Source organism: Robinsoniella sp., from assembly GCF_034124845.1.
Genome location: NZ_JAWYAJ010000014.1, coordinates 1 through 2,914, shown reverse-complemented (window position 1 = coordinate 2,914; position 2,914 = coordinate 1). Strand labels below are relative to the sequence as shown.

Genomic DNA, 2,914 nt, shown 5'->3' with positions numbered 1-2,914 from the left:
GGTCTGTATTTCCGGAAATCAGAGAAAGCCTGTACGACCAGTGGATGGATACGGAGTACGTGGTAAGAAGAGAACGGGCAATCCAGGAATCCCTATACTTTGCAGGAGAGGCATATCCCCTGGTATGTCCCAATCTGGGACCGGATGTATTCGGAGCTTACTTTGGATGCGGAATTACGTTTGGAACTGATACCAGCTGGGCCTCCAGCCATTTTGAGAGCCTGGAGGATATGGATATAAGCTGTTTAAAAGAAGACAATATCTGGTTTCGTAAAACGGTGGAATTAACGAAAGCAATGCTTGATGACAGCCGGGGGGATTATCTGGTTGGAATTACCGATATCCATCCGGGGCTGGACGGTCTGGTTTCTTTGCGGGGACCGCAGGAGTTATGTTTTGATATCCTGGAAGAACCCGAGCTGGTGCAGAAGTTAAATTTTGAACTTTGCCTGCGATTTAAGGAAGTGTATACGAAACTGGATGCCATATTAAAAGAAAAACAACAGGGAAATACCAACTGGATGGGGATTTACCATCCTGAGGGCTGGTATGTGACATCCTGTGATTTTGGAGGGATGATTTCAGAGGAAATGTATCAGAAATTCGTAATCCCTGAGTTAAAAGAGGAAATTAAATTTCTTAAAAATACAATTTTCCACCTGGATGGACCAGGCGCATTACGGCAGTTAGACAGTCTGTTAGAGTTGGAAGGGCTGGATGGTATCCAATGGGTATACGGGGCAGGTCAGCCTACGGCTGCTCACTGGATTGAAACGCTGAAAAAAATCCAGGATGCAGGAAAAATGATTCATATTGATATCGTTAAGGAAGATCTGCCGGTGCTGTTGGAGCATTTAAAACCGGAGGGCGTATTATACCGCATGAATTGCAGTACTTTGGAGGAGGCAGACTATATGCTGAAGACAGTTGAGGATTACAGAGGCAAAAAAGTATTTTAATTGAAAAATAGTGAAATTTTCCTTGCTTTTATACGTTGCTTTGATACAATAAGATTACAAAAAGGGAAACAGGCATAGACTGATGACCCGATATAATAAGTCTGAATAACAGATGATGACAATGGGGGATTTTACATGAGAGATCTGGAAGCAGTATTAAGCAGATGCAAGGAAGCAGGGGTACACGAGGCAGCAGTGGTACCTGTAGAGAAGATTGTATTTTCGGATGAAGTCAGAGATATGTGCGCTTCAAACCAATGCGGGCAGTATGGAAAAACCTGGGCATGTCCTCCGGGTGTAGGAACTGTGGAGGAATGCAGGGAACGGTCTATGAAGTACAAAAATGTGGTGGTTTTCTCAACGGTTTCGAAGCTGGAAGATTCCTTTGACTGGGATGGAATGATGGATGCGAAAAAAAGGCATGAAGAAGTGAGCAAAAAGGTAAGGGAAATCTTTTTAGAAGACGGGGACGATATTCTGATGCTGTCATCGGAAGGTTGCCAGAATTGCAAATCCTGCACCTATCCTGATGCCCCGTGCCGCTTTCCCGACCAAATGTTTCCCTCAGTGGAGAGCTTTGGTATCTATGTAAATAAAGAAGCATCTGCGGCAGGGATTCATTATATAAACGGTGCAAATACGGTGACATATTTCAGCAACATCTTTTTTTAATCACGGTTATATTTCAGAAGATATCTTTTGAAATTAGAAGAATGACTGAAGAACTCAATGAATCAAGTTATATTAGAAATCCAGAGTATCAGATAATAAGATACTCTGGGTTTTTTAATATTACAGATTTTATTATTATAGTTTTATGATATAGCGGTTAAATAAATCAGTTCTACTTAAGCTACAGGTTTCGGCTCCTCCATCCCTTTCTGCAGCCGTGTAAGTTCCCGCATTTCCCGAATCAGGAAGTAAATGCAAACAACCGCCGCCGCCGCATCAGCAATAGGACCGGCATACATGACGCCGTCTATCCCCATGAAGATTGGGAAGATGACAAAAAGCGGGAGCAGGAAGATAATCTGCCTGGTAAGGGACATGAATACACCCAGTACGGATTTCCCAATGGAGGTGAAAAAGTTTGATGTAACCGGCTGGATTCCATTTATAAAGGTCATAAACAGGAAGATCCGGAAATACCGTTCTGCAAATTTAAAATAGGTTTCATTTCCGTTTCCAAATACAGAGATAATCTGCCTGGGGAAAAACTGGAAGCAGAGGAACGCCAAAATGGAAATGATCGTGGCACTTAAAACTGCCAGCTTGTAAGTTTCTTTGACGCGTCCGTATTTTTTTGCGCCGTAATTGAATCCTACAATGGGCTGGGTTCCCTGTGATATACCGATGACAAGTGCCATAAAAATCATATTCACTTTAATGATAATCCCTGCGCAGGCAAGTGGAATTTCACTTCCATATACAGATCTGGCACCATAATAAGAGAGCACATTGTTCATGACAATCTGTGTGACCGTCATGGCGATCTGGTTGAAACAGGCACTGGCTCCCAGGGCAAATATATTTCTGCAGAATTTAAACTTTAGCTGGAAGCATTTACGTGTCAGCTTTATATGACGGAAATGGAACGCGTATTTTACACTGATACAAAAGGATACGATCTGCCCGATGATGGTTGCAAGAGCGGCACCAGCCATACCCATATCAAATACAAAGATAAAAATCGGGTCTAGAATGGTATTGATTACGGCACCAACCAGCATGGAAGTCATGGAATATTTGGGACTGCCGTCCGCCAGGATTAATTTACTGATTGCAGTATTGATAATCAGAAATGGGAATCCGATGGAGGTAATACGGGTGTAGGTCTGGGCATATGGAAGAACATCGTCCGTTGCGCCAAAGAATTTCAACATGGGCGTCAGGAAGATTGTTACAATCAAAAAGAGTGCGATTCCGGATACCGCCATCATAGTGATGGCATTTCC

3 protein-coding genes are annotated in these 2,914 nt (G+C 42.9%); 2 read left to right on the top strand and 1 reads right to left on the bottom strand.

Translation table 11 applies throughout. The features are described 5' to 3' along the window. Together ACH2DQ_RS00970 and ACH2DQ_RS00965 are read left to right on the top strand one after the other, a co-directional pair. On the top strand, nt 1-959 hold a 959-nt coding region (locus tag ACH2DQ_RS00970; protein WP_395025139.1), incomplete at its 5' end, for a trimethylamine corrinoid protein 2. A 135-nt stretch (nt 960-1,094) separates the two neighbouring features. Then, nucleotides 1,095-1,631, top strand: a complete 537-nt coding sequence (locus tag ACH2DQ_RS00965) for a DUF2284 domain-containing protein (RefSeq protein ID WP_394915163.1) — start codon at nt 1,095-1,097, stop codon at nt 1,629-1,631. Between the two features lie 176 nt (nt 1,632-1,807). Here ACH2DQ_RS00965 and ACH2DQ_RS00960 read toward each other — a convergent pair. Then, nucleotides 1,808-2,914, bottom strand: a 1,107-nt coding sequence (locus tag ACH2DQ_RS00960) for an MATE family efflux transporter (RefSeq protein WP_395025133.1), incomplete at its 5' end; no start/stop codon positions are given.